The organism is Pseudomonas sihuiensis, assembly GCF_900106015.1.
GTDB classification, from domain to species: domain Bacteria; phylum Pseudomonadota; class Gammaproteobacteria; order Pseudomonadales; family Pseudomonadaceae; genus Aquipseudomonas; species Aquipseudomonas sihuiensis.
In genome coordinates this window covers 2,251,795-2,276,418 of record NZ_LT629797.1, presented here as the reverse complement: position 1 = coordinate 2,276,418, position 24,624 = coordinate 2,251,795, and the positions used below count along the sequence as shown (strand labels likewise).

Annotated in this window: 27 protein-coding genes; 13 read left to right on the top strand and 14 right to left on the bottom strand. The window is 61.3% G+C overall.

The annotated features are described in order from the left end of the window. Positions 1 to 3: 3 nt before the first annotated feature. From kdsA to ispD, 4 genes are all read left to right on the top strand, one after another. Positions 4 to 849, top strand: a complete 846-nt coding sequence (gene kdsA / locus BLT86_RS10745; protein ID WP_004424035.1) for a 3-deoxy-8-phosphooctulonate synthase — start codon at positions 4 to 6, stop codon at positions 847 to 849. A gap of 147 nt (positions 850 to 996) precedes the next feature. Next, positions 997 to 2,286: a phosphopyruvate hydratase gene (gene eno / locus BLT86_RS10740; RefSeq protein WP_055985213.1), complete on the top strand. Its 1,290-nt coding sequence runs from the start codon at positions 997 to 999 to the stop codon at positions 2,284 to 2,286. A 289-nt stretch (positions 2,287 to 2,575) separates the two neighbouring features. Beyond that, positions 2,576 to 2,854, top strand: a complete 279-nt coding sequence (locus tag BLT86_RS10735) for a septum formation initiator family protein (protein WP_017674771.1) — start codon at positions 2,576 to 2,578, stop codon at positions 2,852 to 2,854. Beyond that, positions 2,851 to 3,549, top strand: a complete 699-nt coding sequence (gene ispD / locus BLT86_RS10730) for a 2-C-methyl-D-erythritol 4-phosphate cytidylyltransferase (protein ID WP_055985210.1) — start codon at positions 2,851 to 2,853, stop codon at positions 3,547 to 3,549. The genes BLT86_RS10735 and ispD overlap by 4 nt, the downstream gene beginning before the upstream one ends. Before the next feature lie 15 nt (positions 3,550 to 3,564). Here ispD and BLT86_RS10725 read toward each other — a convergent pair whose 3' ends face one another. Further along, positions 3,565 to 3,888 (bottom strand): HPF/RaiA family ribosome-associated protein, encoded by a 324-nt coding sequence (locus BLT86_RS10725; RefSeq protein WP_017674769.1) that lies wholly within the window; start codon positions 3,886 to 3,888, stop codon positions 3,565 to 3,567. 143 nt (positions 3,889 to 4,031) lie between these two features. Beyond that, entirely contained in the window at positions 4,032 to 4,928 is an 897-nt protein-coding gene (locus tag BLT86_RS10720) for a LysR substrate-binding domain-containing protein (protein WP_017674768.1), read from the bottom strand. A 186-nt stretch (positions 4,929 to 5,114) separates the two neighbouring features. Here BLT86_RS10720 and BLT86_RS10715 point away from each other — a divergent pair, with 186 nt between their 5' ends. From BLT86_RS10715 to rpoS, 9 genes are all read left to right on the top strand, one after another. Continuing rightward, the gene (locus BLT86_RS10715) at positions 5,115 to 6,227 is read left to right on the top strand and encodes an S-(hydroxymethyl)glutathione dehydrogenase/class III alcohol dehydrogenase (protein ID WP_017674767.1); all 1,113 of its coding nucleotides are present in this window, start codon (positions 5,115 to 5,117) and stop codon (positions 6,225 to 6,227) included. 112 nt (positions 6,228 to 6,339) lie between these two features. Continuing rightward, positions 6,340 to 7,182 carry an S-formylglutathione hydrolase gene (gene fghA, locus BLT86_RS10710; RefSeq protein WP_017674766.1) on the top strand — a complete coding sequence of 281 codons (843 nt, stop codon included), beginning with the start codon at positions 6,340 to 6,342 and terminating at the stop codon, positions 7,180 to 7,182. Between the two features lie 105 nt (positions 7,183 to 7,287). Next, positions 7,288 to 7,761: a 2-C-methyl-D-erythritol 2,4-cyclodiphosphate synthase gene (gene ispF / locus BLT86_RS10705; RefSeq protein ID WP_017674765.1), complete on the top strand. Its 474-nt coding sequence runs from the start codon at positions 7,288 to 7,290 to the stop codon at positions 7,759 to 7,761. After that, complete coding sequence (gene truD / locus BLT86_RS10700; protein WP_017674764.1) at positions 7,758 to 8,816, top strand: tRNA pseudouridine(13) synthase TruD; 1,059 nt, start codon at positions 7,758 to 7,760, stop codon at positions 8,814 to 8,816. The genes ispF and truD overlap by 4 nt, the downstream gene beginning before the upstream one ends. Continuing rightward, positions 8,804 to 9,553 carry a 5'/3'-nucleotidase SurE gene (gene surE, locus BLT86_RS10695; protein ID WP_055985207.1) on the top strand — a complete coding sequence of 250 codons (750 nt, stop codon included), beginning with the start codon at positions 8,804 to 8,806 and terminating at the stop codon, positions 9,551 to 9,553. The genes truD and surE overlap by 13 nt, the downstream gene beginning before the upstream one ends. A gap of 38 nt (positions 9,554 to 9,591) precedes the next feature. Further along, entirely contained in the window at positions 9,592 to 10,227 is a 636-nt protein-coding gene (locus tag BLT86_RS10690) for a protein-L-isoaspartate(D-aspartate) O-methyltransferase (RefSeq protein WP_162237616.1), read from the top strand. A 25-nt stretch (positions 10,228 to 10,252) separates the two neighbouring features. Beyond that, complete coding sequence (locus BLT86_RS10685; RefSeq protein WP_055985203.1) at positions 10,253 to 11,191, top strand: DUF368 domain-containing protein; 939 nt, start codon at positions 10,253 to 10,255, stop codon at positions 11,189 to 11,191. A gap of 48 nt (positions 11,192 to 11,239) precedes the next feature. Further along, a complete protein-coding gene (locus BLT86_RS10680) occupies positions 11,240 to 12,118 on the top strand; it encodes a peptidoglycan DD-metalloendopeptidase family protein (protein WP_082469370.1) in 879 nt (292 codons plus the stop codon). A 101-nt stretch (positions 12,119 to 12,219) separates the two neighbouring features. Next, positions 12,220 to 13,227 (top strand): RNA polymerase sigma factor RpoS, encoded by a 1,008-nt coding sequence (rpoS, locus tag BLT86_RS10675; RefSeq protein WP_004424060.1) that lies wholly within the window; start codon positions 12,220 to 12,222, stop codon positions 13,225 to 13,227. 449 nt (positions 13,228 to 13,676) lie between these two features. On the opposite strand, the gene fdxA is transcribed toward rpoS, so the two are convergent. The 12 genes from fdxA to trbF all read right to left on the bottom strand — a co-directional run bounded on the left by fdxA (position 13,677) and on the right by trbF (position 24,624). Then, entirely contained in the window at positions 13,677 to 14,000 is a 324-nt protein-coding gene (fdxA, locus tag BLT86_RS10670; protein ID WP_013716392.1) for a ferredoxin FdxA, read from the bottom strand. A gap of 139 nt (positions 14,001 to 14,139) precedes the next feature. Continuing rightward, a complete protein-coding gene (mutS, locus tag BLT86_RS10665) occupies positions 14,140 to 16,713 on the bottom strand; it encodes a DNA mismatch repair protein MutS (RefSeq protein WP_092376588.1) in 2,574 nt (857 codons plus the stop codon). Positions 16,714 to 16,983: 270 nt separating this feature from the next. After that, the gene (locus BLT86_RS10660) at positions 16,984 to 17,208 is read right to left on the bottom strand and encodes a helix-turn-helix domain-containing protein (RefSeq protein ID WP_017678220.1); all 225 of its coding nucleotides are present in this window, start codon (positions 17,206 to 17,208) and stop codon (positions 16,984 to 16,986) included. Positions 17,209 to 17,494: 286 nt separating this feature from the next. Beyond that, the gene (locus BLT86_RS10655; protein WP_017678221.1) at positions 17,495 to 18,736 is read right to left on the bottom strand and encodes a site-specific integrase; all 1,242 of its coding nucleotides are present in this window, start codon (positions 18,734 to 18,736) and stop codon (positions 17,495 to 17,497) included. 176 nt (positions 18,737 to 18,912) lie between these two features. Beyond that, positions 18,913 to 19,116, bottom strand: a complete 204-nt coding sequence (locus tag BLT86_RS10650; RefSeq protein ID WP_017678222.1) for a hypothetical protein — start codon at positions 19,114 to 19,116, stop codon at positions 18,913 to 18,915. 174 nt (positions 19,117 to 19,290) lie between these two features. After that, entirely contained in the window at positions 19,291 to 19,650 is a 360-nt protein-coding gene (locus BLT86_RS10645; protein WP_017678223.1) for a histone-like nucleoid-structuring protein, MvaT/MvaU family, read from the bottom strand. A gap of 125 nt (positions 19,651 to 19,775) precedes the next feature. Beyond that, positions 19,776 to 20,777 carry a nucleotidyl transferase AbiEii/AbiGii toxin family protein gene (locus BLT86_RS10640; protein WP_017678224.1) on the bottom strand — a complete coding sequence of 334 codons (1,002 nt, stop codon included), beginning with the start codon at positions 20,775 to 20,777 and terminating at the stop codon, positions 19,776 to 19,778. After that, a complete protein-coding gene (locus tag BLT86_RS10635; protein WP_017678225.1) occupies positions 20,770 to 21,366 on the bottom strand; it encodes a DUF6088 family protein in 597 nt (198 codons plus the stop codon). The genes BLT86_RS10640 and BLT86_RS10635 overlap by 8 nt, the downstream gene beginning before the upstream one ends. Before the next feature lie 69 nt (positions 21,367 to 21,435). Next, positions 21,436 to 21,669: a DUF2274 domain-containing protein gene (locus BLT86_RS10630; RefSeq protein ID WP_017678226.1), complete on the bottom strand. Its 234-nt coding sequence runs from the start codon at positions 21,667 to 21,669 to the stop codon at positions 21,436 to 21,438. Continuing rightward, positions 21,666 to 22,931 carry a TrbI/VirB10 family protein gene (locus tag BLT86_RS10625; protein WP_092376583.1) on the bottom strand — a complete coding sequence of 422 codons (1,266 nt, stop codon included), beginning with the start codon at positions 22,929 to 22,931 and terminating at the stop codon, positions 21,666 to 21,668. Before BLT86_RS10625 ends, BLT86_RS10630 begins: the two co-directional genes overlap by 4 nt. A 2-nt stretch (positions 22,932 to 22,933) precedes the next feature. Continuing rightward, the gene (trbG, locus tag BLT86_RS10620) at positions 22,934 to 23,920 is read right to left on the bottom strand and encodes a P-type conjugative transfer protein TrbG (RefSeq protein WP_092376580.1); all 987 of its coding nucleotides are present in this window, start codon (positions 23,918 to 23,920) and stop codon (positions 22,934 to 22,936) included. After that, on the bottom strand, positions 23,917 to 24,624 hold the full coding sequence (gene trbF, locus BLT86_RS10615) for a conjugal transfer protein TrbF (protein ID WP_092376577.1): 708 nt from the start codon (positions 24,622 to 24,624) through the stop codon (positions 23,917 to 23,919). The genes trbG and trbF overlap by 4 nt, the downstream gene beginning before the upstream one ends.

Sequence of the window (24,624 nt, the reverse complement as noted above, 5' to 3'; positions counted from 1 at the left end):
CGCATGGCACAGAAGATCATCAAGGTTCGCGGCATCGAGATCGCCAACGACAAGCCGTTCGTGCTGTTCGGTGGCATCAACGTGCTCGAGTCGCGCGACCTGGCCATGCAGGCTTGCGAGGAATACGTGCGGGTGACCGAGAAGCTCGGCATCCCCTACGTGTTCAAGGCCAGCTTCGACAAGGCCAATCGCTCTTCCATCACCTCCTTCCGCGGCCCGGGCCTGGAAGAGGGCATGAAGATCTTCGAGGAAGTGAAGAAGACCTTCGGCGTGCCGGTGATCACCGACGTTCACGAACCGCACCAGGCGGCTGCAGTGGCCGAGGTGTGCGACATCATCCAGTTGCCGGCCTTCCTCTCGCGGCAGACCGATCTGGTGGTGGCCATGGCCAAAACCGGCGCGGTGATCAACATCAAGAAGGCGCAGTTCCTCGCTCCGCAGGAAATGAAGCACATCCTCACCAAGTGTGAAGAGGCTGGTAATGATCAGTTGATCCTTTGCGAGCGCGGCAGCTCCTTCGGTTACAACAACCTGGTGGTGGACATGCTCGGCTTCGGCATCATGAAGCAGTTCGAGTACCCGGTGTTTTTCGACGTGACCCACGCCCTGCAGATGCCGGGTGGCCGCGCCGACTCTGCTGGCGGTCGCCGCGCCCAGGTTACCGATCTGGCCAAGGCCGGCATGAGCCAGGGCCTGGCAGGCCTGTTCCTCGAAGCCCATCCGGATCCGGAAAACGCCAAGTGCGACGGTCCATGCGCCCTGCGCCTGAACAAGCTGGAGCCGTTCCTCACTCAGCTCAAGCAGCTGGATGACCTGATCAAGAGTTTTCCGCCGATCGAGACTGCCTGAGCCGGTCGTAATCCGGTAAAGTGCCGCCCGAGAAAAATCCCCCTGACCCGTGAGTCAGAGTGAGCCGTCGATCTGCCCTCCGGCAGCGACGGCCCAGTGCAGCCTGCTGCTGCCGTCTTATCGTCAACCTTTGGAGCGTTATCAAGAATGGCAAAGATCGTCGACATCAAGGGTCGTGAGGTTCTCGACTCCCGCGGCAACCCCACCGTGGAAGCGGATGTAATTCTGGAAGGCGGTATCGTCGGCAGCGCGTGCGCTCCGTCCGGCGCTTCCACCGGCTCGCGCGAAGCGCTGGAGCTGCGTGACGGCGACAAGAGCCGTTACCTGGGCAAGGGCGTGCTGAAAGCCGTCGCCAACATCAACGGCCCTATCCGTGACCTGCTGCTGGGCAAGGACGCGACCGATCAACAGGCCCTGGACCGCGCGATGATCGAACTCGACGGTACCGAGAACAAGGCCAAGCTGGGCGCCAACGCCATCCTCGCCGTGTCCCTGGCTGCCGCCAAGGCCGCTGCTCAGGCCAAGGGCGTGCCGCTGTACGCGCACATCGCTGATCTGAACGGCACCCCGGGCGTCTACTCCATGCCGGTGCCGATGATGAACATCATCAATGGCGGCGAGCATGCCGACAACAACGTCGACATCCAGGAATTCATGGTGCAGCCGGTTGGCGCATCGAGCTTCGCCGAGGCGCTGCGCATGGGCGCCGAGATCTTCCATCACCTCAAGGCCGTGCTCAAGGCCCGTGGCCTGAACACCGCTGTGGGTGACGAAGGCGGCTTCGCGCCGAACCTGGCCTCCAACGAAGACGCTCTGGCCGCCATCGCCGAAGCCGTTGCCAATGCCGGCTACAAGCTGGGCGACGACGTGACCCTGGCGCTGGACTGCGCATCGAGCGAGTTCTACAAGGACGGTCAATACGACCTGGCCGGCGAAGGCAAGGTATTCAGCGGTGAAGGTTTCGCCGACTACCTGGCGGGCCTGACCGAGCGTTATCCGATCATCTCCATCGAAGACGGCATGGACGAGTCCGACTGGGCCAGCTGGAAAGTCCTGACCGACAAGATCGGTGCCAAGGTACAGCTGGTTGGCGACGACCTGTTCGTCACCAACACCAAGATCCTCAAGCGCGGCATCGACGAGAAGATCGGCAACTCGATCCTGATCAAGTTCAACCAGATCGGCTCGCTGACCGAGACCCTGGAAGCCATCCAGATGGCCAAGGCTGCTGGCTTCACCGCCGTGATCTCGCACCGCAGTGGCGAAACCGAGGACAGCACCATCGCCGACCTGGCCGTGGGTACTGCCGCCGGTCAGATCAAGACCGGTTCGCTGTGCCGTTCCGACCGCGTTTCCAAGTACAACCAGCTGCTGCGTATCGAAGAGCAGCTGGGCGCCAAAGCCCCATACAAGGGCCGTGCCGAGTTCCGCGGTTAACCGTCGTGTAGACTGAAAAGGGCGACGCAAGTCGCCCTTTTTCGTGGTTATCCCAGCGTTGGTGCTGCATGCTGTAGGAGCGGATTTATCCGCGAATTTTCGCGGCTGAAGCCGCTCCTACAAAGGCTGCGTCATTGCGGGCATGGCCTTTTTCGTGGACGCTTCGTCGATCCCAGGGAACCAATGCACGGATGCAGGTACCGAAACCCCATGTCACTCATCAGACGGCTTCTTTTCAAGCATGAACGCAGCCCCTACCATGCCGATGACTCAATCTGCGAGCCGCTCCATGCGTAGTCCGTATTGGCTGTTTATCGTGCTGATCCTGTTGCTGGTCGGTCTGCAGTATCGACTGTGGATTGGCGACGGCAGCCTGGCTGCTGCCAGCCGTCTGCAACAGCAGATCGCCGAACAGGAGGGCGAGAACGAGCGGTTGCTGGAGCGCAATCGTATTCTCGAGGCCGAGGTGATGGAGCTCAAGCGCGGTATGGAAACCGTGGAAGAGCGCGCGCGTCACGAGTTGGGCATGCTCAAAGAGGGTGAAACCCTCTATCTGCTGACCGAATGACCACGAAATTCTGGCTGGTGATCCCGGCCGCTGGCGTCGGCGCGCGGATGGCCGCCGACCGCCCCAAGCAGTACCTGCAGATCGCCGGCCGCTGCATTCTCGAACATACCCTGCATTGTTTTCTCGATCATCCCGGCCTGTTGGGCGCGGTGGTATGCGTTGCCGTGGATGACCCGTTCTGGCCGCAGTTGCCACTGGCGCGTGATCTGCGCATCCGCCGTGCGCCTGGCGGGCGTGAGCGCGCCGACTCGGTGCTGGCCGGGCTGGACTCGTTACTGGCCGGTGGTGCCGATAGCGATGATTGGGTGCTGGTGCACGACGCCGCGCGTCCCAATCTCACCCCTGCGGACCTGGATCGCCTACTAGACAGTCTGACCGATGATCCGGTCGGCGGCCTGCTGGCGGTGCCGGTGCGCGATACGCTCAAGCGTGTCGGCAGCGATGGTCGAGTGTTGGAGACCGTGGATCGTAGCGTGATCTGGCAGGCCTACACACCGCAGATGTTCCGCCTGGGGGCGTTACGCGAGTCACTGGCGCAAGCGCTGGAAGAAGGTGTGGCAGTGACCGATGAAGCCTCGGCCATGGAGTGGGCAGGGCAGTCGCCCCGGCTCATCGAAGGCCGGGCGGACAACCTCAAGGTTACCCGCCCGGAAGATTTGCATTATCTACAGTCCGTATGGTCGCAAGGCCGTTGAACTAGAACTGTCGCATCAGTGTGTCCAGCGCTTGGCATCTTTGCCCAGGTTGCGATCCAGCGCGTTGGTCAGCTTGTTCATGGCGCCGTCGATCGCCTGCTGCAGTTCGCTGGCATCGTGGGAGACCGTCAGTGGATCGCGTCCTTTCATTCGTGCCTCGACCTTGCAGCGCTTGTCCTGTGGGCCACTCTTGAGCGCGTTCTCGTCGGAGAGATGAATTTCGATCCGGGTGAGGTGGTCCTCGTAGCGCTGGAGCTTGTCCCGGATGCGACTGCGAATGTCGTCCTTGAAGTCCATCGAGGAGGTGACGTGCTTACCACTGTTGACCAGAACCTGCATAACCATGTCCTCATGTAGCTGAGTTCGTGAGGCCCCGTTTGGGCGGGGTGCATGGGTTGTGACGCGGTCGTCTCGCTCAAGTTTCGCCCCGGCTTGTGACATTCCATGACCGTTCAGCTGGGTGACAAGGTTGTTGCAGAACCTCAGGAGTGATCGAGGTATTCGGCGCGTTGGCCAAGTCCCTGGCGCAGCGAGTCGATCAACTGACGTACCTTGGGCGAGAGATGTCGCTGCTGCGGATAGAGTGCCCAGACGGCTGTGTTGGGTGGGCGGTGCTGCTCCAGCAGGGAGATCAGCCGGCCGCTGCGCAGGTGTTCCAATACGTAATAGTCCGGCAACTGACACAGCCCAAAACCGCGCAGCGCTGCGTCGAGCACGGCCTGGCCGCTATTGCAACGCCAGTTACCCTGTATGCGCACCTGGGTTTCACGGCCGTTCTGGGCAAAGCTCCAGTGGTCGCTGCTACCTACCAGGCAGTTGTGTCGGGCTAGCTCGGATAACGAGTGCGGACGCCCGTAGCGCTGCAGATAGTCGGGGGCTGCGCACAGGTACATTTCGCGAGGTGCCAGGCGTGCGGCCATCAGACGCGAGTCCTGCAGGCGCCCCAGGCGGATGGCCAGGTCCAGGCCTTCGTGCAGCATGTCGAGCTGACGGTTGGACAGTTCGATCTCCACGCGCAATTGCGGATGCCGCGCCATGAAGTCGTTGACCAGCGGTACGATGAAGCGCTCGCCGTAAGCCACCGCACAGGTCATGCGCAACAGCCCCTTGGGTTCAGCGCCGAGATCACCGACTGCTCGCAGCGCTTCTTCGCGGGCATCCTGCAGGCGCTGGCAGTGTTGTAGAAACAACTGGCCGGCCTCGGTCAGCGCGACCCGTCTGGTGCTGCGGTAGAACAGGCGGCTCTGCAGGCGCTCTTCCAGGCGTGCGACCTGGCGGCTGACCTGCGAGGTGGACAATCCCAGGCGCTCGGCGGCGGCACTGAATTGCCCGCATTCGGCGACGGCAACGAATTCGTCGAGTCCTTCCCAGCGATTCATCGATGCTTCTTCTCCTGTGCTGCCGATTGCATCCGGCTGCCCCTGTAGGAGCCCGCTTGCGGGCAATGTAAGGAGACCCAATATTATCCCTGTACAGCAATAATGTTTTGCTCTTCTGCTGATTATCTCGTATTGGACATGAACTAGACTGCCGACCACTGTCCACGCTCCCCTGAGAGAACTGTCATGATCAAGTCTCGTGCCGCCGTCGCCTTCGCCCCGAATGAACCCCTGAAAATCGTCGAAGTCGATGTGGCGCCGCCCAAGGCGGGCGAGGTGCTGGTGCGTATCGTCGCGACCGGCGTCTGCCACACCGACGCCTACACCCTGTCCGGCCAGGACAGCGAGGGCGTGTTCCCCTGCATTCTCGGTCACGAAGGTGGTGGCATCGTCGAGGCGGTGGGCGAGGGGGTCACCTCGCTGACGGTCGGCGACCACGTGATCCCGCTGTACACCGCCGAGTGCGGCGAGTGCAAATTCTGCAAATCCAACAAGACCAACCTGTGCAGCTCGGTGCGCGCCACCCAGGGCAAGGGTCTGATGCCTGACGGTACCAGCCGCTTCTCCTACAACGGCGAGCCGATCTATCACTACATGGGCTGCTCGACCTTCTCCGAGTACACCGTGCTGCCGGAAGTCTCCCTGGCCAAGATCCCCAAGGAGGCGCCGCTGGAGAAGGTCTGCCTGCTCGGTTGTGGCGTGACCACCGGTATTGGTGCCGTGCTCAACACCGCCAAGGTCACCGAGGGCTCCACTGTGGCCATCTTCGGCCTGGGCGGTATCGGACTGGCGGCGATCATCGGCGCCAAGATGGCCAAGGCTTCGCGCATCATCGGCATCGATATCAATCCGGCCAAGGAAGCCGTGGCACGTGAGCTGGGCATCACCGACTTCGTCAATCCGAAGGATCACAGCAAGCCGATCCAGGAAGTCATCGTCGAGATGACCGACGGTGGCGTCGACTACAGCTTCGAGTGCATCGGCAACGTGCAACTGATGCGCGCCGCGCTGGAGTGCTGCCACAAGGGCTGGGGCGAGTCGACCATCATTGGCGTTGCGCCGGCCGGTGCCGAGATCAGCACCCGCCCATTCCAACTGGTGACCGGCCGCGTCTGGCGCGGCAGTGCCTTCGGTGGCGTCAAGGGTCGTACCGAGCTGCCGAGCTATGTCGAGAAGGCGCAGAGCGGCGAGATTCCGCTGGACACCTTCATCACCCACAACATGGGGCTGGACGAGATCAACGAAGCGTTCGAGCTGATGCACGAGGGCAAGAGCATCCGTACCGTCATCCATTTTTGATGGCGCGCCGCACGGCTGATGGTCGTGCGGATTCTTTCGTAGGGTGCGCGGGCCGCCTGGGCTGCGCGCACCGCTAACTCTTGGTGCGCATGGCGCACCCTAAGGAGTGGTCATGACCCTCGAAATCGTTTCCAGCAACAAGAGTTTCGGCGGCTGGCACAAGCGCTACCGCCATCGCTCCAGCAGCCTCAACTGCGACATGGTGTTCGCCGTCTATCTGCCGCCTCAGGCCGAGCAGGGTGCCAAGCTGCCGGTGCTGTACTGGCTGAGCGGGTTGACCTGCACCGACGAGAACTTCATGCAGAAGGCTGGCGCTCAGCGCATGGCAGCCGAACTGGGGTTGATCATCATCGCGCCGGACACCAGCCCGCGTGGCGAGGGCGTGGCCGATGACGCCAACGGCGCCTATGACTTCGGTCTGGGTGCAGGCTTCTATGTCAATGCCACCCAGGAGCCCTTCGCGCGGCACTACCGCATGTACGACTACGTGGTGCAGGAGTTGCCAGCGCTGATCGAGGCCAACTTCCCCGTCTCGGACAAGCGCGGCATCGCCGGCCATTCCATGGGCGGTCACGGTGCGTTGATCTGTGCGCTGAAGAATCCGGGGCGTTATCAGTCGGTATCGGCGTTCTCACCGATCAGCAATCCGATGAACTGCCCGTGGGGCGAGAAGGCCTTTTCCCTGTACCTGGGCGAGGAGCGTTCGCGTTGGCGTGAGTGGGATGCCAGCGTGCTGATCGCCGAAGCCAGCGAGAAACTGCCGATCCTGGTCGATCAGGGCGATCGTGACGATTTTCTCGAAGGCCAGCTCAAGCCGCAGGCGTTGCAGGCTGCTGCCAAGACGGCCGCTCATCCGCTGACGCTGCGCATGCAGCCGGGCTATGACCACAGCTACTACTTCATCGCCAGCTTCATCGACGATCACCTGCGTCATCACGCTGCCGCTTTGCGGTAGTCGTAGCCCGGATGAAATCCGAGAAATTCGCTCCCCGGATTTCATCCGGGCTACGGGGCAATGCGGTTAGAATCACGCCCTGACTTTTTCAGGGCGTTGTTCTTTATGCGTATCGGTCATGGCTATGACGTACACCGCTTCGGCGAAGGCGATTTCATCACCCTCGGCGGCGTACGGATTCCCCATAAATTCGGTCTTGTCGCTCACTCCGACGGTGACGTGCTGCTGCACGCCCTGAGTGATGCGCTGCTTGGCGCCGTGGCGCTGGGCGATATCGGCAAGCACTTCCCCGATACCGATCCGACCCTCAAGGGCGCTGACAGCCGCGCCCTGCTGCGCCATGTGATGGGCCTGGTGCGGGGCAAGGGCTACGCGGTGGGTAACGTCGACGCCACTATCATCGCCCAGGCGCCGAAGATGGCTCCGCACATTCAGAGCATGCGCGAGCGCATTGCCGAGGATCTGGGCATCGAGCTGGATCAGGTCAACGTCAAGGCCACCACCACCGAGAAGCTGGGTTTCACCGGGCGTGAGGAAGGTATCGCGGTGCACGCCGTGGCCCTGCTGGTCAAGGCATGAACGAGCTGCAACTGCTCGGGCCGCGCGCCCACGGCGAGGCCTGTGGGCGCGCGGTGCTCAAGGCCACGGCCGAGGACTTCCAGGTCGACGAGGTGCTCGACATCCCGCTCACTGGCCAGGGTGAGCACCTCTGGCTATGGGTGGAAAAACGCGGCCTGAATACCGAGGAGGCCGCTCGGCGTATCGCCCGCGCTGCCGGCCTGCCGCTCAAGGCGGTCAGTTACGCGGGACTCAAGGATCGTCAGGCGCTGACCCGCCAGTGGTTCAGCCTGCACCTGCCGGGCAAGGCCGATCCCGATCTGGCGGCTGCGCAGGGCGATGATCTGGTCATCCAGCGCAGCCAGCGGCACAACCGCAAATTGCAGCGTGGCGCCCATGCCGCCAATGGTTTCACCTTGCGCCTGACTGCCCTCGAAGCGGATCGCGATGCGCTGGAGCAGCGTCTACAACGTATCGCCGCGCAAGGCGTGCCCAATTACTTCGGCTTGCAGCGTTTTGGCTTCGATGGCGGCAATGTCGAGCAGGCCCGCGATTTTGCCGCGCGCCTGGAGTTGCCGGTGCAGCGCAACCTGCGCTCGCGACTGCTCTCTTCGGCACGCAGCTATCTGTTCAATCAAGTGTTGGCCAAGCGCGTGGCCGCTGGTACCTGGAACCAGGCGCAGATCGGTGACTTGCTGGCCTTCACTGCCAGCCGCAGCTTCTTCATGGCCGGTGAGACCGAGTGCATTGACCCGCGCCTGGCCATTCTTGACCTGCATCCCACCGGGCCGCTGTGGGGCGACGGGCCTTTGCCGACCGCTGGTGAGACCCGACAGCTGGAGCAGGAAGTAGCCGATGAGGCTGCGCAACTGGTGCAATGGCTGATCAAGGCGGACATGGCGCACGAACGGCGAATTCTGCGCCTCCCCATCGGCGGCCTGTCATGGCATTATCCCGAACCCGATATTCTGCAACTTGCATTCGTCCTGCCGGCCGGGTGTTTCGCCACCGTGGTGGTGCGCGAATTGCTCGATTTGGTGCCAGCAGGGCAGACGGATACTCCATGCGAATTCTGATTTCCAACGACGACGGGGTGAACGCGCCCGGTATCGCTGCGTTGCACCAAGCGCTGGCCGACTATGCCGAGTGCGTGGTGATCGCCCCTGCCGAAGACAGGAGCGGTGCCAGCAGTGCGCTGACGCTCGATCGTCCGCTGCATCCCATGGCTTTGGCCAATGGCTACATCAGCCTCAATGGCACACCGACCGATTGCGTGCACCTGGGGCTCAACGGTCTGCTCGAGCAGACGCCGGATATGGTCGTCTCCGGCATCAACCTGGGCGCTAATCTGGGCGATGACGTACTCTATTCCGGTACCGTCGCCGCCGCGCTCGAGGGACGTTTCCTGAGCAAGCCGGCGTTCGCCTTTTCGCTGCTTTCGCGCCTGTCCGACAATCTGCCGACTGCGGCCTACTTCGCCCGCAAACTGGTGGAGGCGCACGAGCGACTCGAACTGCCACCGCGTACCGTACTCAACGTCAACGTGCCGAACCTGCCGCTGGAACATATCCGTGGTGTGCAGCTGACCCGACTCGGTCATCGCGCGCGTGCGGCGGCGCCGGTCAAGGTGGTCAACCCGCGTGGCAAGGAAGGTTACTGGATTTCCGCCGCCGGTGATGTCGAGGATGGCAGTCAGGGCACCGATTTTCATGCCGTGATGCAAGGTTATGTATCGATCACGCCGCTACGGCTCGATCGCACGTTCAATGAGGCCCTCGAAACTATGGATGGCTGGCTGGAGGGCATCTTCTGATGCGCGGACAGGACGAGATGCAGCGCAGCGGGATCGGCATGACCTCGCAGCGCACCCGCGAACGATTGATCCAGCGTCTCTATGAGGAAGGGCTGTCCAACGCGCGGGTACTGGAAGTGATCCGCCGTACGCCGCGTCATCTGTTCGTCGACGAAGCCCTGGCGCACCGCGCCTATGAAGACACCGCGCTGCCCATCGGCCATAACCAGACCATTTCCCAGCCATACATGGTTGGGCGCATGACCGAGCTGCTGTTGGCGGCGGGCCCGCTGGACAAGGTGCTGGAAATCGGTACCGGTTCTGGTTACCAGACCGCCGTGCTGGCGCAATTGGTCGAGCGAGTGTTTTCGGTCGAGCGTATTCAGGTGCTGCAGGACCGTGCCAAGGAGCGTCTGGCCGAACTCAAGCTGCGCAACGTGGTCTTTCGCTGGGGTGATGGCTGGGAAGGTTGGAACGCGCTCGGTCCGTACAACGGCATCATTGTCACCGCCGCCGCCGCGCAAGTGCCGCAGGCCTTGCTCGATCAACTGGCTCCAGGCGGACGTCTGGTCATTCCGGTCGGCAGTGGCGATGTGCAGCAACTGCTGCTGATCGTGCGTGAAGAGGGTGGTTTTTCCCGTCACGTGCTCGATGCGGTGCGCTTCGTGCCGCTACTCAACGGGCCGCTGGCTTGATCGCTTTTTCGCAGCGGAAGGATCCATGAAGAAATATTTTCTGCTCTATGCCAAGGGCTTGGCGATGGGCGCTGCAGATGTCGTGCCCGGCGTTTCCGGCGGCACCATCGCTTTTATCAGTGGTATCTATGACGAGCTGCTGCGCTCCATCGCCAGCATTCCCGAAGCGTTCCTGCTGCTGCTGCGGGGCCGCATCAAGGATGCCTGGCAGATGGCCAACGCGACGTTCCTGCTGGTGCTGCTGTGCGGCATCCTGACCAGCATTCTCACACTCGCGCGGCTGATCACCTATCTGCTTGAGTACCATCCGATTCCGGTATGGTCGTTCTTCTTCGGCCTGATTCTGGTGTCTACCTATATGGTCGGGCGAGAGATCATTCGCTGGAACTGGAGCCGGGCGGTGAGTTTTCTGCTTGGCCTGGCTTTCGCCTACTGGATCACCGTTGCCGCTCCGATGCAGTGGGGTAGTGATCTGCCAACCCTGTTCCTGGCCGGTGCCATCGCCATCTGCGCGATGATTCTGCCGGGTATCTCGGGCAGCTTCATCCTGCTTCTGCTCGGCCTCTATTCGGTGGTGCTGGGTGCGGTCAAGGACCTCGATCTGCTGGTCATGGCGGTGTTCGCCAGCGGCTGCCTGGTTGGCATTCTCAGTTTCGCGCGTCTGCTCAGTTGGCTGCTGTCACGTTGGCGTGACCTCAGTCTGGCGTTTCTGGTCGGCCTGATGCTGGGTTCGCTGAACAAGGTCTGGCCCTGGAAGGAGACCCTGAGCTGGCGTATCGACAGTAAAGGTGAGCAGGTGCCGCTGCTGCAGAGCAATCTGCTACCGGGGCATTTTGCAGAAATCAGTGGCCAGGACCCACAGCTCTTGCTTGCCGTGGTATTGGCAATCGGCGGTATCGCCTTGGTGCTTGGCCTGGAGTGGCTGGCTGGTCGTCAGGCGCTCGATACTGGTCGCACCGAATAAATACGGCACAATGGGCGCCGTACTCGGAATCATTCAGGGAGCAGTTGGGTGAGTTTCACCGTCCTTCACGTGCTAGTCCGCGCAGTTGCAGCGTTTCGCCTGCCGCTCGCCATGCTTGCCGCCTCCGCGTTGGCCGGTTGCGTCAGCTCGCCACCGGGTGGCGTACAGGTGGTCGACCGTGGCCAGAATCAGGGGCGTGCCCCGGTGGTTCAGCGTCAGCCCGTACGTGATGGCCACTATGTGGTGCAGCGTGGCGATACCCTCTATTCGATCGCCTTTCGTTTCGGCTGGGATTGGAAGGCACTCGCTGCTCATAACGGTTTGCGCGATCCCTATCTGATCCGCGTGGGTCAGACGATCCGTTTCGACAACCGCCCGGTGGGCAGCAGTCAGCCGGTCGTTTCGGCACCGCCTGCGGCCACCTCGCCCGTTGTCACTCAGCCAGTGCCCAGTCGTCCGCCGGTTGCCGTGACTGCGCCGCCTGCAACTCAGCCCGCCCGCCCGCCGGTAGCCAACACGCCAGCGACTACGCCAGTAACACCAGTGAGTCGCTCGGCCAGTGGTTGGTCCTGGCCAACCGAGGGCACAGTGATCAGTCGTTTTTCCTCAAACGGTAGTTTGAATAAAGGCATTGATATCGCAGGGCAATTAGGCCAGCCTGTTTTAGCTGCGTCTGATGGATCAGTGGTGTACGCCGGGAGTGGTTTGCGGGGCTACGGCGAGTTGATCATCATCAAACACAGCGATACCTACGTAAGTGCTTACGGTCATAACCGCAGGTTGTTGGTACGGGAGGGGCAGCAGGTCAAAGCCGGGCAAAGTATTGCCGAAATGGGGTCCACAGGGGCCGACCGGGTGAAGCTGCACTTCGAGATTCGCCGCCAAGGTAAACCTGTCGATCCGCTGCAATATCTGCCACGTCGTTGATCCGTCGCTGACCCGTTCCATCACGTAGGAGGGACGGGCTCAGGTGTGGCCAGGACGGTTCCGCCAGAGTCTGTTGTCGAACTCAGCTAGGGACAACAACAATGGCTCTCATCAAAAAAGAAGCGCCGGAGTTTGACGTCGACGATGAACTGCTCCTCATGGAGCCAGGCATCGTTTTCGGCGAGGTTCAGGGCGATGAGGTGGAAGCACCGGTCGCACGTACCAAGGCCAAGAACGCCACCCCCTCCAAGCAGCACAAATACATCGACTACACCCGGGCGCTAGACGCCACTCAGCTTTACCTCAACGAAATCGGTTTCTCTCCCTTGCTCACTCCCGAAGAGGAAGTGCACTTCGCGCGTCTGGCGCAGAAGGGCGATCCTGCCGGGCGCAAACGCATGATCGAGAGCAACCTGCGCCTGGTCGTGAAGATCGCTCGGCGTTACGTCAACCGTGGTCTCTCTCTGCTCGATCTGATCGAGGAGGGCAACCTCGGCTTGATTCGCGCCGTGGAAAAATTCGATCCGGAGCGGGGGTTCCGTTTCTCGACCTATGCAACCTGGTGGATCCGCCAGACCATCGAACGCGCCATCATGAACCAGACGCGAACCATCCGTTTGCCGATTCATGTGGTCAAGGAGCTCAACGTATACCTGCGTGCAGCTCGTGAACTGACCCAGAAGCTTGACCATGAGCCTTCTGCGGAAGAAATTGCCAACCTGCTGGAAAAACCGGTGGGCGAGGTCAAGCGCATGCTCGGCCTCAACGAACGAGTGTCCTCGGTGGACGTCTCGCTTGGTCCGGATTCGGACAAGACGCTGCTCGACACCCTGACCGATGATCGCCCGACCGATCCCTGCGAACTGTTGCAGGACGATGATCTGTCGCAGAGCATTGATCAGTGGCTCTCCGACCTGACCGACAAACAACGGGAAGTTGTTGTGCGTCGCTTCGGTCTGCGCGGCCATGAAAGTTGTACCCTTGAAGAAGTGGGGCAGGAGATCGGCCTGACCCGCGAGCGGGTGCGGCAGATTCAGGTTGAGGCGCTCAAGCGTCTGCGGGAAATCCTGGAGAAGAACGGCTTGTCCAGCGACGCCTTGTTCCAGTGAGGTTTCGCTTCGATCATGAACCCGGCTCCGGCCGGGTTTTTTATGCGAACCCATGTAAGTCATCGCTTACAGGTGTTGTCAGTGTTTGTGTTGAAAACCCAGCTCTTTTACTGAATTTGTTTTTAAATTATTGTTTTATAAGGTTTTTATAAGATAAGTGAACAGGCGGTATAAATTTTGGCCGGGTTGTGCCGCTGCCCGTAACAGCTAATATCACACCCGTGCTCAGGGACAAGCACAGATCATCAGGATGATGATCAGGAACATCGCAAGAAGCGATTCATCAGGATGATGAGTTGGGAAATAAAGGGATTAGGGAATAAAAGTGGGCGGCGCAAGCCGCCCCTTTTTTGCGCGTGCTGTTTGTGGCGCCAGCCTGGCGGGCAGTCGGCCCGGAGCCTGAAAGTAAAAGACCCGCACTTGGCGGGTCTTTGTGTTTCAGGGCGAACTCAGCGCTCCAGGTGTTGCAGCTTGTCCTTCACGCCATCCCACTCTTCGGCGTCCGGCAGTGCATCTTTCTTCTCGGTGATGTTCGGCCACACTTCGGCCAGATCGGCGTTCAGTTCGATGAACTCCTGCTGATCCTCTGGTACCTCGTCTTCCGAGAAGATCGCCTGCGCAGGGCACTCCGGCTCGCACAGGGCGCAATCAATGCACTCATCCGGGTGAATGACCAGGAAGTTCGGGCCTTCGTAAAAGCAGTCGACCGGGCAGACTTCCACACAGTCGGTGTATTTGCACTTGATGCAGTTGTCGGTGACGACGAAGGTCATGTCTGATTCTCTCCTCGGGCGGCGGCTTGGGCCCTTTCTATGAAGGGCTGCCAGGCGCTCTGTATGTGGCCGCGGCTCAGGCTGTAAACCGGGCGGTCGTAAAATTGCGCGCGATTCTAGCAGTTTGTTGTATTGAACGTTAGATCTGCGTCTTCCATGTATATAACAGCTCCAGCGCCTTGCGCGGAGTCAGATCATCCGGGTTGATCTTGTGCAATTGCTCCAGCAGTGGGTGCGGCACGCTGGCGAACAGGTCACTCTGCATCGGCGCTTGCGGCTGGCCGGGCGCCTGGCGTGGCAGATCGTGCGGCAGGCTGGTGGCCTCCAGGCGCGCCAGGTGCTCGCGTGCGCGGCTGATCACCGTGCCGGGTACACCAGCCAGTTGCGCTACGGCCAGGCCGTAGCTCTGGCTCGCGGGGCCTGGCTGAACGTGGTGGAGGAAGACGATACGCTCGTTGTGCTCGGTGGCCGAGAGGTGCACGTTGGCTACCACCGGCTCGCTTTCCGGCAGCACGGTCAGCTCGAAATAGTGGGTGGCGAACAGGGTGAAGGCGCGCAGGCGCGCCAGGTGCTCGGCCGCCGACCAGGCCAGCGACAGGCCGTCGAAGGTGCTGGTGCCACGTCCGACCTCGTCCATCAGTACCAGGCTACGCTCGCTGGCGTTGTGCAGAATATTGGCTGTTTCGCTCATCTCCACCATGAAGGTGGAGCGGCCGCCGGCCAGGTCATCGCTGGAGCCGATACGGGTGAAGATGCGGTCGACCAGCGACAGTTCGCAGGCCGCCGCCGGCACGAAGCTGCCGATATGGGCCAGCAGCACGATCAGTGCGGTCTGGCGCATGTAGGTGGATTTACCACCCATGTTCGGCCCGGTGATGACCAGCATGCGCCGGTTGTCGTCGAGATCCAGGTCGTTGGCCACGAAGGGCGTGGTTAGCACCTGCTCGACCACCGGGTGACGGCCCTGGTCGATGCGCATGCACGGTTCGTCGACGAAGCGTGGGCGGTTCAGGTCGAGATTCAGCGCGCGCTCTGCCAGGTTGCTCAGCACGTCCAGTTCGGCGAGGGCTGCGGCACTGTCCTGCAGCGGCGCCAGATGGCCGATCAGGCGCTCGAGCAACTCGTCGTAGAGCATCTTTTCGCGGGCCAGGGCGCGGCTCTTGGCCGACAGCGCTTTGTCCTCGAACTCTTTCAGTTCGGGGGTGATGAAGCGCTCGGCACCTTTGAGTGTCTGCCGGCGGATGTAGTCAGCCGGCGCCGACTCGGCCTGCTTGGTCGGCAGTTCGATGAAGTAGCCGTGCACGCGGTTGTAGCCGACCTTGAGGTTGGCTAGGCCGGTGCGCTCCTTCTCCCGTGCTTCCAGATCCATGAGGAACTGTCCGGCGTTCTCGCTCATGGCCTGCAGTTCGTCCAGCTCGGCGTCATAGCCGGTCTTCAGCACGCCGCCGTCACGGATCACCGCCGGCGGGTTGTCGATGATGGCGCGGGCCAGCAGGTCGGCCAGCTCCGGGTAGGTGGAGATGCTGCTGGCCAGCTGTTGCAGGTGCGGGGTATCCAGCGAGGTCATCGCCAGCTGCAGCTCGGGCAGTGCCGCCAGGGCGTCGCGCAGGCGGGCAAGGTCGCGTGGGCGGGCGTTGCGCAGGCCGATACGGGCGAGGATGCGCTCCAGGTCGCCGATTTCCTTGAGCTGCGGCTGCAGCGTTTCGAAGCGATAGCCATCGAGCAGGCGGGCGATGGCGTCCTGGCGTGCCTCCAGCACCGCGCGGTCACGCAACGGACGGTTCAGCCAACGGCCCAGCAGGCGGCTGGCCATGGCGGTCTGGCAGCGATCCATCACCGATTGCAGGGTGTTGTCGCGGCCGCCGGCGAGGTTGATGTCCAGCTCCAGGTTGCGGCGGCTGGCACCATCGAGGATCACCGTGTCGTCCAGGCGCTCGTGACGCAGGCTGCGCAGGTGGGGCAGGGCGGTGCGCTGGGTTTCCTTGGCATAGCTGAGCAGGCAGCCGGCGGCGCCGATGGCCAGGGTCAGGTTCTCGCAGCCGAAGCCTTTCAGATCCTGGGTGCTGAATTGCTGGCACAGGCTCTTGAAGGCGCTGTCGCGGTCGAAATCCCAGGGGGCGCGGCGGCGCGAGCCCTTGCGCTTCTCGGCGGGCAGGCCCTGCGGCCAGTCGTCCGGGATCAGCAGTTCGGCGGGGCTGAGGCGCTCCAGTTCGGCCAGCAGATTTTCCCAGCCCTTGATCTCCTGCACGCTGAAGCGGCCGCTGGTGATGTCCAGCACGGCCAGACCAAACAGGCGCTCATCACCGAGGACTGCAGCAAGCAGGTTGTCGCGGTGCTCATCGAGCAGGGCTTCGTCGCTGATGGTGCCGGGGGTGATGATACGCACCACCTGACGCTCCACCGGCCCCTTGCTGGTGGCCGGGTCGCCGATCTGTTCGCAGATCACCACCGATTCGCCGAGCTTGACCAGCTTGGCCAGGTAGCCCTCGAGCGAATGGAAAGGAATGCCGCACATGGGGATCGATTGGCCGGCCGACTGGCCGCGTGCGGTCAGGGTGATGTCGAGCAGCTTGGCTGCTTTCTTCGCGTCTTCGTAGAAAATCTCGTAGAAGTCACCCATGCGATAGAACATCAACTGATCCGGGTGCTGGTTCTTCAGCTTCCAGTACTGCTGCATCATCGGTGTGTGTGATGAAAGGTCAATTTTAGTCATTAAAATCAATCGCTTATAATTCGTTTGTCTGACTGCTGGGGCAGATTTGGGGTAATCTCGCCGCGACGTGCTTGCCCCACCCGATGTGCTCCAGCTCCCTCAGGGACGCTGAAGCTCTCCACTGGGCATTGACCTTTTCGCGCTTCGAATAGCGCTCTCCGCTCAACGGATCGGGGCTGATGCTCCTGTTGAGCACTCCAGGCGCTTGGCGTGGTTTCGAAACTGGGGTTAGTTCGCCTAGTCGTATTGGCACGAGACTATCCTTGAGGGTCACTGTGTCACGTCATGGTCATCGAGCGACCATTGTCCGGTCTTCAGCATGAACAGCTCGAAAAGACCGGGTGGCATCGTGCGGTCGCCCGCCTCCCATTGCTGCCAGGCGCGCAGCGAGGCCTGAACCGCCTGAGCCGCTTTCGTCTGGGTTAGCCCAGCTGTGACGCGAGCTTTCCGGATGGCGGCCGGCGTGGGGCTTTGTGACTTCAGTGGGGAGTTCATAGAGTGCCGGTTATCCAAGCGCTGCAACAGCGCAGGCCATAAGAATGCGGCCGAATTATATGCTCAACGCGCGTACTGGCTAGGCTAATCGTCAGTGAAACCATGTGGGGTTTACGCTGCAAGAGGGCCCCGTGGATCCATGACGGAATCACAGCACTTTCTCTTCAGCGTCTCAAAAGTAGTTGATGCGGTCGCCGATGCAATGCTTCTCGGCGACCTGAGTGGTGGCATCGGATCGCTAACTATCTTCGCTGGAAGGAAGCGCGAGGACGCAGCTCGCAGAAGTTCAAGCTGCCAGCTTCTCAGGAGTATTCCTAGCCATGCTCAGCATGCCTTCCCATATACGCTCCAACTCCCTGGGGGACTCCGAGTCAATCCAGCGAGCGTACACCTTCACAAGCATGGAGTAGTCGCTGTGGCCCATCTGGTTGGCGATGAACGCCAAGTTTCCACGTGCAGTCAGGTTCCAGCAGGCATAGGTGTGCCGGGTTTGGTAGGGCGGGCGTGGCCGGATGCCTGATCGCCGGATCAGGTTGGCCCACTTGCTGTTCCAGGCGCTTGGTACGAAATAATCGTTCACGTCCTTTTTGCGTGCCTGGGTTTTCGGTGATAGCAGAACCCGCACTCGGTCGGTGCGGGATTCGTGACGGTTGAGCCAGACCCGCAGCTCTGCCGCATTGCGTTGTTCGGCATCGGCGACGAGGATCTTCAGGGCCTCGCGCGCCGGTGGATACAACAGCACGGTGCGATCCTTCTTGGTCTTGGGCACCTTGAATGTGGCCGATTGCGTAATCGAACGCCGCACTTTGATCTTGCTGAAATCTGGAGCCACATCTTCAACGGCCAATGCAAGCAACTCGCCAGGCCGTAGGCCGGTGTAGACGGCGAGCGTGACGGCCGCCTTGTCGATCGGGTGCAGACAACCTTTCTCGATGAGGGCATTGAACTCTTCGAGAGTGAGCGGATCGGGCTCCTTGTTGCTCTTGGTAAAGCGGGTGCAATGTTTGCCGAGTTCGCCGCAGTAGCCGTTGTTCTCGCACCAGTAGAGGAAACCGGCAAAAGTGGCGAGGTAGTGGTTGACCGTCGAAACCGCGCGCGTGGCGATCAGGTCCACTCTTAGCTTTTGTATGTCCTCGGGCAGTAGGGTGTTGACTTGGCGGTTGCGGCCGATGAGCTCTAGGCAAGTATTCAGCGCAATCTCGTACCGCGACTCTGTCTCCGGCGTGAGATCCACTGCCTTGAGCGGTTTGTAGCGATCACAGAGATCGTCCAAGCGCTTGCCGGCAACGGCAAGCGTCTCTGCCGGACGGGAATGCGGGAAGAAATCGGCTTCGTTGTAGTTACCAGATCTCAGTGCGAACAGGGCTGCGCTGCGCAAGCCTGCCGCGTGCTTGAGGTTGGCCTTCGTTGGTTCGATGCCCAGGGTGTGCCGATGTCGGACGCCCTTGTACATGAAATAGACGCGGATCGAGTTTCCGTGGATTTCGATGCCCGTATAACCCGTCTTCCTGCTTTCTTTGCCCGCCATAGTCAGTCCTCCGTATTCCTCCTGATTTGGCCCGCGTAGCATGTCGCGGCCTGATCGAGTGACAGGGTGCGAAGGGAGTCGGTGCCTGCGGGATAATGTGGACTATAATGCGCTCAATGAGCGTATTTCAAGGGCGGGCGAGTACCAGCGGAAGGGCAGATTTGCTTCAGCGGGCATCAGTGTGAAGTTGGATAGCGCTCGCTTTCTACCCAGCGTTCGAATTCAACAAGGTTTACGAACACGCGGCCATCCGGGGCCTTGCGCCAGATGCGCCCCTGTACCCAAATCCCATTCTTGACCTTGTGGCGGACGGCATTCTCGGAATAGCCGGTGACTTCGGCAAATCGCTTGACTAGGACCCATCGGCAAGAGCTGTTCATGACTTTCTCCATGTACGACCTTGTTGGACGTTCGACATGTAGAAATTCTCTTTGTGGCTTCGCGGCCGGAGAACTCGCCTGGGCGTGGATAGGCGTAGGTGGGTATGAAGATGAGGGCGCTTTCTGAAGGGAATCGGCGCCGTAAGGATACGGCGCCTTTAGTTCGGTAGGCTGTTACTGCAGCCAGCTTTCGACGACGTCGGCGCCGAACTCTTCTTTCCAAGCTTTCAAGACTTTGTGATTGCCACCTTTGGTTTCAACAACCTCGCCGGTCTTGGGGTTCTTGTAGCATTTTACTTGGCGAGGACGGCGCGCCCCGGAATCCTGTTTGCTGAGCTTGCCGACTTTGGTTTGCGGATCAAGGATGGCGATGATGTCGCGCAGGCCTTTGTCGTATTTGGACATCAGGGCGCGGAGCTTTTCCTCAAACTCCATTTCCTTTTTCAGGCCATCGTCTTTCTTGAGAGCTTCCAACTCTGCCAGTTGAGCGGCCAATTGCTGTTCAAGGGCGCGAAATTCGGCAAGCTTCGACATTGTGTGTGTTTCCTTTTATGTGGCTGGTCTAAGTATTAGTTATAACCCGATTCCGCGTTTGTTGCAGGGGATGTAAAGAGCGTTCGACTCATAACTGTTTCTGGTGAGCTTTTTCCGTATCTGGTCTACGCATTAAGCCGAATTTGGATCTCTGTGCACTCTTGCATTAGGTCATCAAATGTTCGTGCGTTTCCAATCATCACGCCGTCGTCGAGCATCATCGCATAATCTTGCTCCAGCGCTTCTCGAGCTGCGCCATCAGGGACGATTTGGATGTGCCCTCTTGCAGCAGCATGGTAATCAACTACGGTGCCGTCTATAGACTTTTCTTGGAAGAACCAACTTTTGTGATTCGCAACCATATCGGCGACCTGTCGATCAGCAGCGATCATGTCGAAGTATTCGGTGCGTGCTATTGCGGCAAGATCGTGCCAGTGCCTGGCGAATCGTTCGCTTCTGATCTGCTGTTGTGCGCAGTAGACATGAGTGGCGGTGGCTTTCTCCCAGAATGTTCGGGCGATATCCATGACAATGGGATCTGCTTCGGGGAAAGTCACCCCCTCAACTGCGCCGGCCATGTCGCACAGCACATGCTGAGGTGCGTGGGGTTCGCCAGTGGAGCGGGCTCCGAACTCTAAAGTGACTACGGGAGGGATATAACCGGTTCCGCTGGCCATTGCAGGGTAGCGGAGGAAAAGCTTCTCGCCCGTGACCTCCAACTCAGCATCCAGTTGCTCCTGTTCGAGCGTGGATTGCAGGACGGGGTGGATTGTCTGTTGGATCCAACCCGGTAAGCGCTCACGAACCTTGCTGCTCCAGCGCCGTGCTTCGCTCCTAGAGGAGGGAAGATCCGAGTGCCCTGTGAACTCGGGGATCAGCTCACGGATGTCGTACGTCAGGTCGATGTCTTCCGAAAACCTGTCAATGACTTTGTACGCCTTCGACAACGAGGTGCCACCCTTGAAGGTCAAGCTCTGTCCGATATTTGCTGAGAACAATGCCCGCAGCGTCCAGACTACCCACAAGTCCTTTTCCAGCAGGTGAGCAGGACGCCCAGTTTGGGCCGCGGCGAACTGAAGTGCTTCAAGCTGATCCTGTTTCGAAAGATCGAAGAACTGTTCAGGCATGCGCGTTCTCTCGACCGATGGCCTGCGCCATCCAGGTAGGCAGGATGGTGCGGCTCGCGAGCAGCGAGTTCCATTCTGACTCCGGGAGCGTGCCATGAAGCTTGCCTACCGCCTCGCTGACGTGTGTCTGGCCGATCCAGGCAAGGGCGCGGACTGCTTCACCAGCCAGAGTTGACCCGAGCGCGAGCATCCAGCGAGGAGCGTGTTGCACGAGCACTTCAGTCTTGCCGAACTTCATCGTGCGGGATCGTCCTGTGGTCAGGAACGCTTCCTTGATGGGGACCTGCTGGGTGAGTCCGAGGGCGTTGGCGGCTCGCGCCCCATGCGGCACCAGAGTTTCACCACGTTGTTCTGCGATTGCCCGGATCACTTTATCCGGAGCAGGCGGGCGCGTGCCGAAACGACTGGTGACAGGAGCGGCATAGGTGCCGCGAGCCACACGTACCAGCTTCCCGGCCTTGGCCAGGCGAGATAAGGCTTGGTCTACTGCCGCACGGCTGCCCAGGTGAACGAAATTCTTGGGCGCAAGCACACCGCCTTCAGGGAGCTGCCGGCTTTGTTCAAGAATTGTCTCGGGTAGGGTCTTCACGACGGTTGCCTCAACAGGTGTCTCAACTAATATGTCAGAAGTATATATTTATTTCTGACATTGCGACAATTAATCACCTCCCTTCGCTCCGGCGTCAGCCCTCTTGAACACCCGATCCCTCGCCATGAATGCCTCCAGCATGTGCGGAATGAGGGTCAGGGCGTCGACTTTTTCGCCATAGGTTTGCGAGTGCAGCGCCGCGTAGCGCTCAAGATCGGCCTTCAGGCTGGCCGGACAGGTGAAGGTCAGCTTCAGGTTCTCGGTTTTCGGCAGTGGGCCGAGACGCAGTTTGGTCGTGCTCATTGCGGGCTCCTCTGTTGAGTGGAGAAAGGTTGATAGGGGCGCAGTACCAGGTCGCGGTTGACGATCACGCGCAGGGGCAGCCCAGGGCGCTGGGTCAGCGTGGGCTGGATATCGAGGTTGCGGCGGGTGATCTCCTGGCCGACCTGATTCACCGTGTCCTGCAGGCTGTCGCGTCCGGCGATGATGACGCGGTCGCCGTCGGTGCGACTGGTCGGTGCCGCCAGCTCGGCACCGATGCCCAGCAGGCTGGTCATGGCCGCGCCGGCGACGATCCGATCCCAATGCCAGTCGACGCCATCCTCGAGGCCGGCATAGCCGGCGGCGTCGGTACCGACCAGGTTGTCGAGCTGGAAAGACGAGGTGTCCGGCATGATCACCCGCTGCCACACCACCTGCACGCGGCTCTGCCCGTAGTTCACCTGGCTGTTGTAGCGACCCAGCAGGCGGGCGCCTTGGGGGATAAGCACGTGCTCACCGGTGGCGCTGTCGTAGACCGGCTCGGTCACCGTGGCGATCACGTCGCCGGGTAGATCCGACTTGATGCCGGTGACCAGAGCCGCCGCGATGACGGTGCCGGCCATTACTTGGTAAGGCGACTCAGGCATCTGCAGCAATCCGGAATTACGGATTTGTGCATTTACGGATTTACTGAGAAACGCTTCGTTCCGTTCCTGCTGCGTTGGTGCTCCTGCAGTTGCGGCTACCGCGCCTGACGAGGCCATACCCAGGATCATGGGATCGGGCTGGGCACTCCCAGTGGATGCAACGTTCGATTTCCTCGCGCTGCTGGTCTGGAAAAACACCGAGGACTGCGCTGCTTCCTCGGCTTCCTTGAGCAGGGCCAGGCGCTCCACTTCGGCGGCATCTGGCCCATGTCCATAACCCTGCGCCTGCTGCTCCGCCCTGAGGATTGGCCCGCCCAGATCGCCGGGCAGCGGTGGGCCCAGTTGCGGTATCTCGGGAGCAGGTGGTGGCGGCAGTTGCGAGTAGTCTGCCGGCAACTGTTCCAGCCCCTCGGAGCGTGCCACGCGGTCGACGTTGTATAGCTCGTTCGGGTCGGCGTCCTGGCGGCGCTGCTGAGGCTGCAGCGACCACAGCATGGCTCCGAGTACCGCAGCCGATAGGCCGCCGACCACTACCGCCAGCATGCGCGGATTGAGTCGGGTGACCGGACGCGGCTTGGCTCGCAGCTCCAGCGACTCCGGCGCTTCCTTGGGCGGTAGCGAGATTGCGGCGGTTTGTTTGTCGTCCTTGGCCGTCATGCTCAGGGCCTCCGTGCCACGCCATCGGTGCGCTCGATCCGCACCACGTCACCCTTGTCGGCGCCCAGGCGCAGCTCGGCTGCGCCGAACAGACGGTCGACGATGTAGTAGGGCGAGCGAAAACGATAGTTGACCAGCTGTCCGTCACCTTCGGGGCCAATTACGAACAGCGGTGGCAGCTCGCCTTGGGCGATACCGGCGGGGAACTGGATATACACCTTTCGGCCGTCGTCGAAGGCACGCAGCGGCTTCCAGGGCGGATTGCTGCCGCTGATCGCATAGCGAAAGCGCAGCTGCTCCAGCGCCAGGCCGGTATCCACCGGCGCCGCGGCCTGGGCGGCGCCGGCGCGACGTTGCAGGGCGAGCATGCGGTCCTGGGGGTAGTCCCAGGACACCGACGCCATCCAGGCCTGCTCGGTGGAAGTCAGCTCGATCAGGTAGGTGCGGCGCGTGGTGGTGATCACCAGGTTGGTCTTGAGGTCGACCCGCGTCGGCTTGATCAGCACACTGGTGCGCAACTCGTCGCTGCTGCCGCTGGTGGTGTCGCCGACGATCCAGCGCACGGTGTCGCCGGCGGCCACAGTGATCAACTCTTCGCCGGGCTGCAGGTTGATCGCGGTCACCCGTCCTGGGCTGGCGTATACCTGATACAGCGCGCCATCGGAGTAGGGCCACACCTGGATGGCGTTGATGTAGCCTTCCCGACTCGGCGCGACTCGAGCGTCGCGATTGGCGCGCGAGACCCGGACGCGCTCGTCGGCCGGTTCCTTGGCCGGCTTACTGCGCTGAGTTTCCGGCAATGGCTTGAGCTGGGCGGGTAGGGCCAGTGGCTTGGGTACTTCCACTACCTCGATGGGCTTGGGCGGCTCCGGCAGACGCTGCGCCTCGACCGGTTCATCCAGCGCGATCACTGGCGGCTGCTGGCTGGCACAGCCGGCCAGCACGCTCAGCAGCAGAGGGCAGATGTAAATGCTCTGGGTAGTTCTCATGGCTTCTTGGCTCCTTCCGTAGTGTCCAGCTCACGGCTCCAGGACAGGCCGTTGACGTAAATACCTAGCGGGTTGCGGCGCAGCTTTTCCTCGGTGCGTGGAGGCTGCAGTACCAGTGAGATAACAGCGGTCCAGCGCTCCAGGCCGGCGGCCGAACCATTCACGAAGCGGCGTTCGATCCAGCGCACCTGGAACGAGCTGTCGCTGGCCCGCACCACGCTGGTGACCTCGACCGATACCGACTCCTTGCCGACCCGGGTGAAGGGATCATTGGCGCGGGCATAGTCATTGAGCGTGACGGCGCCGCGGTCGGTGGTGAAGTGATAGGCCTCCAGCCAGTTCTGCCGCACCACCACCGGGTCGATGGACAGCGAGCGCACCCGCTCGATAAAACGCGCCAGATGGTGGGCGATCTGCGCATCCTGCGGTTGATAGGGGCTGGCGGCCTCGCCCACGGCACGCACCTGGCCGGTGTTGTCGACCTCCACCACGTAGGGCGTGACCACCGACTGGGCTGAGCGCCAGAGCAGGCCACCGGCCATCAGCAGGGCCAGGCCCAGGCAACCGAAGGCCATCAGTCGCCAGTTGCGTGCCTGCGCCAGGCTGCTGCCCATGCGTCGGTCCCAGGCCTGCGCCGCGGCTTGGTAGGGCGTTACTGGTTGCGGGGTGTCGCTGTAGCGCGCCCGCGGACGTTTGAAACGCAT

Coding starts and splice junctions, on each gene's coding strand:
- rpoS (WP_004424060.1), top strand. CDS start 12,220: ATGGCTCTCATCAAAAAAGAAGCGCCGGAGTTTGACGTCGACGATGAA.
- BLT86_RS10720 (WP_017674768.1), bottom strand. CDS start 4,928: ATGAATCGCTGGGAAGGACTCGACGAATTCGTTGCCGTCGCCGAATGC.
- BLT86_RS10630 (WP_017678226.1), bottom strand. CDS start 21,669: ATGAGCACGACCAAACTGCGTCTCGGCCCACTGCCGAAAACCGAGAAC.
- fghA (WP_017674766.1), top strand. CDS start 6,340: ATGACCCTCGAAATCGTTTCCAGCAACAAGAGTTTCGGCGGCTGGCAC.
- mutS (WP_092376588.1), bottom strand. CDS start 16,713: ATGACTAAAATTGACCTTTCATCACACACACCGATGATGCAGCAGTAC.
- BLT86_RS10645 (WP_017678223.1), bottom strand. CDS start 19,650: ATGTCGAAGCTTGCCGAATTTCGCGCCCTTGAACAGCAATTGGCCGCT.
- eno (WP_055985213.1), top strand. CDS start 997: ATGGCAAAGATCGTCGACATCAAGGGTCGTGAGGTTCTCGACTCCCGC.
- surE (WP_055985207.1), top strand. CDS start 8,804: ATGCGAATTCTGATTTCCAACGACGACGGGGTGAACGCGCCCGGTATC.
- BLT86_RS10660 (WP_017678220.1), bottom strand. CDS start 17,208: ATGAACTCCCCACTGAAGTCACAAAGCCCCACGCCGGCCGCCATCCGG.
- BLT86_RS10715 (WP_017674767.1), top strand. CDS start 5,115: ATGATCAAGTCTCGTGCCGCCGTCGCCTTCGCCCCGAATGAACCCCTG.
- BLT86_RS10725 (WP_017674769.1), bottom strand. CDS start 3,888: ATGCAGGTTCTGGTCAACAGTGGTAAGCACGTCACCTCCTCGATGGAC.
- trbG (WP_092376580.1), bottom strand. CDS start 23,920: ATGAGAACTACCCAGAGCATTTACATCTGCCCTCTGCTGCTGAGCGTG.
- trbF (WP_092376577.1), bottom strand. CDS start 24,624: ATGCGTTTCAAACGTCCGCGGGCGCGCTACAGCGACACCCCGCAACCA.
- BLT86_RS10735 (WP_017674771.1), top strand. CDS start 2,576: ATGCGTAGTCCGTATTGGCTGTTTATCGTGCTGATCCTGTTGCTGGTC.
- fdxA (WP_013716392.1), bottom strand. CDS start 14,000: ATGACCTTCGTCGTCACCGACAACTGCATCAAGTGCAAATACACCGAC.
- ispD (WP_055985210.1), top strand. CDS start 2,851: ATGACCACGAAATTCTGGCTGGTGATCCCGGCCGCTGGCGTCGGCGCG.
- BLT86_RS10690 (WP_162237616.1), top strand. CDS start 9,592: ATGACCTCGCAGCGCACCCGCGAACGATTGATCCAGCGTCTCTATGAG.
- kdsA (WP_004424035.1), top strand. CDS start 4: ATGGCACAGAAGATCATCAAGGTTCGCGGCATCGAGATCGCCAACGAC.
- BLT86_RS10625 (WP_092376583.1), bottom strand. CDS start 22,931: ATGACGGCCAAGGACGACAAACAAACCGCCGCAATCTCGCTACCGCCC.
- ispF (WP_017674765.1), top strand. CDS start 7,288: ATGCGTATCGGTCATGGCTATGACGTACACCGCTTCGGCGAAGGCGAT.
- BLT86_RS10655 (WP_017678221.1), bottom strand. CDS start 18,736: ATGGCGGGCAAAGAAAGCAGGAAGACGGGTTATACGGGCATCGAAATC.
- BLT86_RS10640 (WP_017678224.1), bottom strand. CDS start 20,777: ATGCCTGAACAGTTCTTCGATCTTTCGAAACAGGATCAGCTTGAAGCA.
- BLT86_RS10685 (WP_055985203.1), top strand. CDS start 10,253: ATGAAGAAATATTTTCTGCTCTATGCCAAGGGCTTGGCGATGGGCGCT.
- BLT86_RS10650 (WP_017678222.1), bottom strand. CDS start 19,116: ATGAACAGCTCTTGCCGATGGGTCCTAGTCAAGCGATTTGCCGAAGTC.
- truD (WP_017674764.1), top strand. CDS start 7,758: ATGAACGAGCTGCAACTGCTCGGGCCGCGCGCCCACGGCGAGGCCTGT.